The 5,579-nt window shown below is 70.9% G+C and carries 6 protein-coding genes and 2 pseudogenes; 5 read left to right on the top strand and 3 right to left on the bottom strand.

The features are described from left to right. The 5 genes and pseudogenes from P3W85_RS20310 to cobC all read left to right on the top strand — a co-directional run. Positions 1 to 242 (top strand): annotated as a pseudogene (locus P3W85_RS20310) (ABC transporter ATP-binding protein); the annotation flags it as partial. A gap of 24 nt (positions 243 to 266) precedes the next feature. Beyond that, complete coding sequence (cobO, locus tag P3W85_RS20305; protein WP_017225345.1) at positions 267 to 908, top strand: cob(I)yrinic acid a,c-diamide adenosyltransferase; 642 nt, start codon at positions 267 to 269, stop codon at positions 906 to 908. Between the two features lie 54 nt (positions 909 to 962). Next, complete coding sequence (gene cobT / locus P3W85_RS20300; RefSeq protein WP_276266125.1) at positions 963 to 2,003, top strand: nicotinate-nucleotide--dimethylbenzimidazole phosphoribosyltransferase; 1,041 nt, start codon at positions 963 to 965, stop codon at positions 2,001 to 2,003. Positions 2,004 to 2,053: 50 nt separating this feature from the next. Further along, positions 2,054 to 2,818 carry an adenosylcobinamide-GDP ribazoletransferase gene (locus tag P3W85_RS20295; RefSeq protein WP_276266124.1) on the top strand — a complete coding sequence of 255 codons (765 nt, stop codon included), beginning with the start codon at positions 2,054 to 2,056 and terminating at the stop codon, positions 2,816 to 2,818. Beyond that, entirely contained in the window at positions 2,803 to 3,381 is a 579-nt protein-coding gene (gene cobC / locus P3W85_RS20290; RefSeq protein WP_276266123.1) for an alpha-ribazole phosphatase, read from the top strand. The genes P3W85_RS20295 and cobC overlap by 16 nt, the downstream gene beginning before the upstream one ends. A 26-nt stretch (positions 3,382 to 3,407) precedes the next feature. Here the strand turns inward: cobC and P3W85_RS20285 are convergent, their stop codons facing one another. From P3W85_RS20285 to P3W85_RS20275, 3 genes and pseudogenes are all read right to left on the bottom strand, one after another. Beyond that, a complete protein-coding gene (locus tag P3W85_RS20285) occupies positions 3,408 to 4,316 on the bottom strand; it encodes a cobalamin-binding protein (RefSeq protein ID WP_276266122.1) in 909 nt (302 codons plus the stop codon). A gap of 22 nt (positions 4,317 to 4,338) precedes the next feature. Then, positions 4,339 to 5,406, bottom strand: a complete 1,068-nt coding sequence (gene cobD, locus P3W85_RS20280) for a threonine-phosphate decarboxylase CobD (RefSeq protein WP_276266121.1) — start codon at positions 5,404 to 5,406, stop codon at positions 4,339 to 4,341. Then, positions 5,403 to 5,579: pseudogene (locus P3W85_RS20275) on the bottom strand (cobalamin biosynthesis protein); the annotation flags it as partial. The pseudogene P3W85_RS20275 and the gene cobD, both read right to left, overlap by 4 nt.

The raw sequence follows: 5,579 nt of genomic DNA, 5'->3' as shown, positions 1-5,579 counted from the left end.
CCGGCCGCCACGCCATCGTGGTGATCCTGCACGACCTCAATCTCGCGCGGCGCTACGCCAGCCATGCCCTGCTGCTGGCCGAGGACGGGCTTTGCCTGCACGGGCCGGCAGCGCAGGTGCTGACCCCCGCGCATTGTTCGCACGCGCTGCGCACGCCGATTGTCAGCGTCAGCGACGGCCTCCATACCGCGCTGATTGCCGACGGCTATCCGAATACCCGACCGGAACCGGACCGGACCTAGACCAGAATCGAACCGAGCAAGATCATGACCGAACCCCAAGCCAATCCCTCCCCCTCATCCGAAGACGCCGCCCGCGACGAGCGCCACAAGGCGCGCATGGTGCGCAAGAAGGACGTGGTGGATGCCAAGATCGCAGCGGCCCAGGACGAGCGCGGCGTGATCGTGATCACCACCGGCAACGGCAAGGGCAAGTCCAGTTCCGGCTTTGGCATGGTGGTGCGCGCGCTGGGCCACGGCATGCAGGCCGGCGTGGTGCAGTTCATCAAGGGTGCCTTTCCCAGCGGCGAGGAAATGTTCCTGCGCCGCTTTCCCGAGCAGTGCGCCTTCCACGTGATGGGCGAGGGCTACACCTGGGAAACCCAGGACCGTGCGCGCGACGTGGCCAAGGCGCAGGCCGCCTGGGAAGTGGCGCGCGGGCTGCTGCGCGATCCCGCCATCGGCCTGGTGCTGCTCGACGAACTCAATATCGCGCTCAAGCTGCATTACCTCGATGTCGACACCGTCATCGAAGACCTGCGCGCCCGTCCGCCGATGCAACACGTGGTGATCACCGGCCGCGGCGCGCCGCCGGCGCTGATCGAGGCGGCCGACACGGTGACCGACATGACGCCGGTCAAGCACGCCTTCCAGCAGGGCATCAAGGCCCAGCGCGGCGTGGAAATGTAAGATCACGGCTATTCATTCCTCTTCTAGCTTCAGCGATTCGTCGCTGCGAACACCATGCTGTTACCCACCATCGCCCCGCTCGACGCCACCCTGCGCCCCACGCTGCAAGCCGCCATCGACGCCAAGACCAAGCCGCTCGGCGCGCTCGGCCGCCTCGAGGACCTGGCCCTGCAGATCGGCCTGATCACCGGCAGCGCCGCGCCTGAGCTCAAGCGGCCGGCCGTGATCGTCTTTGCCGGCGACCACGGCGTGGCCGATGCCGGCGTGAGTGCCTATCCGGCCGAGGTGACGGCGCAGATGGTGCTCAATTTCCTGGCTGGCGGCGCCGCCATCAATGTGTTCTCGCGCCTGCACGGGCTGGCGCTCGAAGTGGTGGACGCGGGCGTGCGCGCGCCGCTGCCGTCCGCGCCGGGCCTGGTCAACTGCCGTATCGCGGCGGGCACGCGCAACTTCGCGCAGGAGCGCGCGATGAGCGCGGAGCAGGTGCAGGCGGCCCTCACCGCAGGTATGGCGCGCGTGTTGCGCCATGCCCAGCAGGGCAGCAATGTGATCGGCTTCGGCGAGATGGGCATCGCCAATACGTCGTCGGCGGCCTGCCTGGTGAGCCGTCTCACCGATACGCCGATCGACGAGTGCATCGGCCGCGGCACCGGCCTGGACGATGCCGGCCTGGCGCGCAAGCGCGCGGTGCTGGCGCAGGCGCTGGCGCTGCACGCCGACGCGGTGGCACCGCTCGACGTGCTGGCTGCCTTCGGCGGCTTCGAGATCGCCATGATGACCGGCGCCTTCCTGGCCGCCGCCGCCAGCCGCATGGTGATCCTGGTCGATGGCTTCATTGCCTCGGCCGCGCTGCTGGTGGCGCAGCGCCTCGCGCCCGAGGTGCTGCAGTACTGCGTGTTCTCGCATTGCTCGCACGAGCACGGCCACCGCCGCTTGCTCGACCACTTCGGTGCGCAACCGCTGCTGGCGCTGGACCTGCGCCTGGGCGAGGGCACCGGCGCCGCGCTGGCCTATCCGCTGGTGGCCTCGGCCGCGGCCTTCCTGCGCGAGATGGCCACCTTCGACGCCGCCGGCGTCAGCACGGCTGCGGCCTAGACAGTGTCCTGAATCACTAGCGCGCGGCGGCAATCCTGCCACAATGGACCATGCTCGATGAACTTCGCTATTTCCTGACCGCGGTCGGCTACTTCACGCGGGTGCCGGTGCCGCGCTGGGTCGGCTTCGCGCCGCACTACCTGAACGCGGCGGCGCGCTATTTCCCGCTGGTGGGTTTGCTGGTGGGCGTGCTTGGCGCGTTGGCGAGCTGGGGGGCGATGCAATGGTGGCCGCCTGGCGTGGCCTTGCTGCTGGGCATGGCCGTGACCTTGCTGGTGACCGGCGCTTTCCACGAGGACGGCCTGGCCGATTGCGTCGATGCCTTCGGCGGCGGCTATCGCCCCGAGGACGTGCTGCGCATCATGCACGACTCGCGCATCGGCGCGTTCGGCGCGATCGCTCTGGTGGTGGCGCTGCTGCTCAAGTGGCAGCTGCTGGTGGCGATCGCCGCGCGCAGCGGCATAGGCGAGCTGTTGCTGGTGCTGGTGGCCGCGCATGCGGCAAGCCGCGCCATGGCGGTGAGCTACCTCGCCACGCTCGACTATGTGCGCGCCGAGGGCAAGGCCAAGCCGGTGGCGCAGCGCCTGTCCGGCATCGGGCTGTTGTTTGCGCTGCTGTGCGGCGCGTTGCCGCTATTGCTGGTTTCGCCCTGGTTCGCGGCCGTGGTGCTGGCCGTGCTGCTGGTACTGCGCCTGCTGCTTGGCCGCTATTTCGTGCGCCGCATCGGCGGTTATACCGGCGACTGTCTCGGCATGGCGCAGCAACTGGCCGAACTGGCGGTCTATCTGGCGGCGGCGGCATGGACCTGGTCCTGATCCGCCACGCGCGGCCGCTGGTGGCCGAGGGCATCTGCTACGGCGCGCTCGACCTGCCGCTGGCCCAGCCCGTCTCGCCGGCGCCGGCGCAGATGCGCTCGGCGCTGCAGGGCCTGGCGCCCGGCCGCATCGTCAGCAGCACGATGGCCCGCGCCCGCGCCACCGCCGCGCTGCTGGCGGACGGTCTGCCTGGCCTGGAACCCGAAGCCGACGCGCGGCTGCGCGAACTCGATTTCGGCAACTGGGAGGGGCGCGCCTGGGATGCGGTGCCGCGTGCCGAGCTGGATGCGTGGGCGGCGGACTTGCTGCATGCGCGCCCGCACGGCGGCGAGAGCGCGGCCGAGGCGATGGCGCGCGTGGCGCAATGGGCAGATGCCTTGCCGGCGGCAGCGCCCGATTGCCTGTGGGTGGTCACCCATGCCGGGCCGATACGCATGCTGGCTGCCCACTGGCTCGGTGTGCCGCTGGCGACCACGCTCGGCTGGGACATCGCCTGGGGCGCGAGCTGCCGCTTCACGCTCGGCGGCGCCACGGCGCGCCTGCGCTGGTGGAACCGGCTTTGACGCGCTGAACCGGGGCCAGCCAGGCGCTACTGCGCCGGCCGCTTGCTGCGCGCGTTTTCCAGATCCTTGCACACGATCTCCGCGCCACGGACGATGCGCGGCCCGGCCCGGTTGACGAGGTCGCCGTCGATCGCGTACAGGTTGCCGCGCGCCACGGCCGTGACCTGCTTCCAGCGCTCCCACATATTGAAGTCGGGCAGCGGCCGGTCGGAACGGGTCGCACCCATGCTCGCCGTCATCATCGCTTCCGGATTGCCGGCCACAACAGACTCCACCGATACCGTGGGCACCAGCAGCGCCTCGTTGGCGAACAGGTTGCGTCCGCCGCAAAGCGCCAGCACGTCGCTGATCAGGTGCTGGCCGCTGAGCGTCATCAGCGGTTGCTGCCACACCTGGTAGAACACCGTGACCGGCGGGCGCCCGGCGTAGGCCTGGCGCAGCTTGTCGACCTGCTGGCGGAAGCTGGCGGCGGCACTGTTGGCGGTAGCCTCGGTGCCGAGCAGCACGCCCAGCCGCTCGATATTGCTGGGAATGCCTTCCAGCTTGCGCGGCTCGCTGTAGAACAGCGGCAGGCCGAGCGCGCGCAGGCGATCGGTCTGCTTCTGCGCATTGCCATGGCGCCACACCACGATCAGGTCCGGCTTGAGCGCGGCGATGCGCTCCAGGTCCAGCGCCTTGTTGTCGCCCACGCGCGGAATGTCGCGCGCCTGCGGCGGGTAGTCGCTGTAACTCACCGTGCCGACGATGCGCGAGCCGCCGCCGGCGGCGTAAAGGATCTCGGTGACGTGCGGCGCCAGCGAGATCACGCGGCGCGCGGGCTGCTCCAGCGTGACGGTCTGCCCGGCGTCATCAATCACCGATACGGCAGCGCCGGCGTTGCCGCAAACGGCGCCGCCCGCCAGCGTGGCGAGGACCAGCAGGGTGTGGGCAGTCATCGGGGTGTGCGTTGTCATCGGTTCAGTCGGGAAGGTTGCCTGCCGGCAGGGTTGCGGGGCGGCGATCGCCCGTGGAAATCGCGGCACAGGCATGGGCCAGCGCCTCGTCAAGCCGTTGCCATGCCGCTTCCCGCGCCGGTGGCAAACCCAGCCTCAGGCTCGGCAGGCCACCAGCCGGCGCGTCGAACAGCCGTGTCCATACACCCTGCCGCGCGAGCGCATCGTGCAGCAGGACGGCATCGGCATGCGGCACCCAGCTGAACAGGGGGCGGCCCACCGGCGCCAGGCCATGTTGCCGCAGCATCGCCTCGAGCCGCGTGCCGGCCTGCGCCAGGTGTTCGCGCGTGGCGGCCTGCCAGGCGTGATCGGCCAGGGCCAGGCGCGCCACCGCGCGTGCCGGGCCGGCCACGGTCCAGTGTCCCAGTTGCCCGGCCAGCGCCGCCAGCAAAGCGGGTTCGGCCAGCACGAAGCCGCAGCGCACGCCGGCCAGGCCGTAGAACTTGCCCAGCGAGCGCAATACCACCAGGCCGGGGCGCTCCGCCAGGGCCGCCAGCGAGAGCGCCGGCGTGCAGTCCATGAAGGCTTCGTCGAGCACCAGCGTACCGCCGCGCGCGGCCAGTTCTGCGTGCCAGGCCAGCAGCGTGCCTGGCGGCAGCGTGCGGCCGGTCGGGTTGTTGGGGTTGACCACCACCAGATGGTCCAGCCGCGCGGCAAGATCGGCGCGGGCGAAATCCGGTTCGGCCAGCGGCACGATCTCATGCCCGGCGCGGGCGAAGGCCGGCGCGTATTCGCTATAGCCCTGCGTGGCCACGCCGACGCGGCCCGGCTTCAGCAATGGCGGCAGGTTGCGGATGGCGGCCTGCGAGCCGGCCACCGGCAATGCGGATGGCGCGCCATAGGCTTGCGCCGCCAGCCCGGCCAGACCGTCGTCGTCCTGCGGCAGCCGTTGCCAGGCGTCGGCGGGCAGCGCGGGTACCGGATAGCCGTCGGGATTGATGCCGGTGGACAGGTCGAGCCAGTCTTCGGCGGGCCGTTCAAAGCGGCGCACGGCGGCGAGCAGGTCGCCGCCGTGGCGGATCGTTGTACTCATGCGATGCCGTAGTGAAGGAGGGGGGCGCTGGCGGCGGCGATGGCCAGCCAGAGCCAGAGCGTGCGCTGCACCAGCCGCAGGCAGGCCTGCACGTCGGCGGCGCCGGGGGCGCGGCCCGCGCCCAGCGGCGGACGGTCTTCCCATTCGCCGTGGTAGCGCGCGGGGCCGCCCAG

Source organism: Cupriavidus basilensis (assembly GCF_029335485.1).
Lineage (GTDB): Bacteria > Pseudomonadota > Gammaproteobacteria > Burkholderiales > Burkholderiaceae > Cupriavidus > Cupriavidus basilensis_E.
This window is presented reverse-complemented; position numbering and strand designations above follow the sequence as displayed.

Bases quoted from the DNA above. Each gene is read 5' to 3' on its own strand.
- cobO (WP_017225345.1), top strand. From the start codon at position 267: ATGACCGAACCCCAAGCCAATCCCTCCCCCTCATCCGAAGACGCCGCC.
- cobT (WP_276266125.1), top strand. From the start codon at position 963: ATGCTGTTACCCACCATCGCCCCGCTCGACGCCACCCTGCGCCCCACG.
- P3W85_RS20295 (WP_276266124.1), top strand. From the start codon at position 2,054: ATGCTCGATGAACTTCGCTATTTCCTGACCGCGGTCGGCTACTTCACG.
- cobC (WP_276266123.1), top strand. From the start codon at position 2,803: ATGGACCTGGTCCTGATCCGCCACGCGCGGCCGCTGGTGGCCGAGGGC.
- P3W85_RS20285 (WP_276266122.1), bottom strand. From the start codon at position 4,316: ATGACTGCCCACACCCTGCTGGTCCTCGCCACGCTGGCGGGCGGCGCC.
- cobD (WP_276266121.1), bottom strand. From the start codon at position 5,406: ATGAGTACAACGATCCGCCACGGCGGCGACCTGCTCGCCGCCGTGCGC.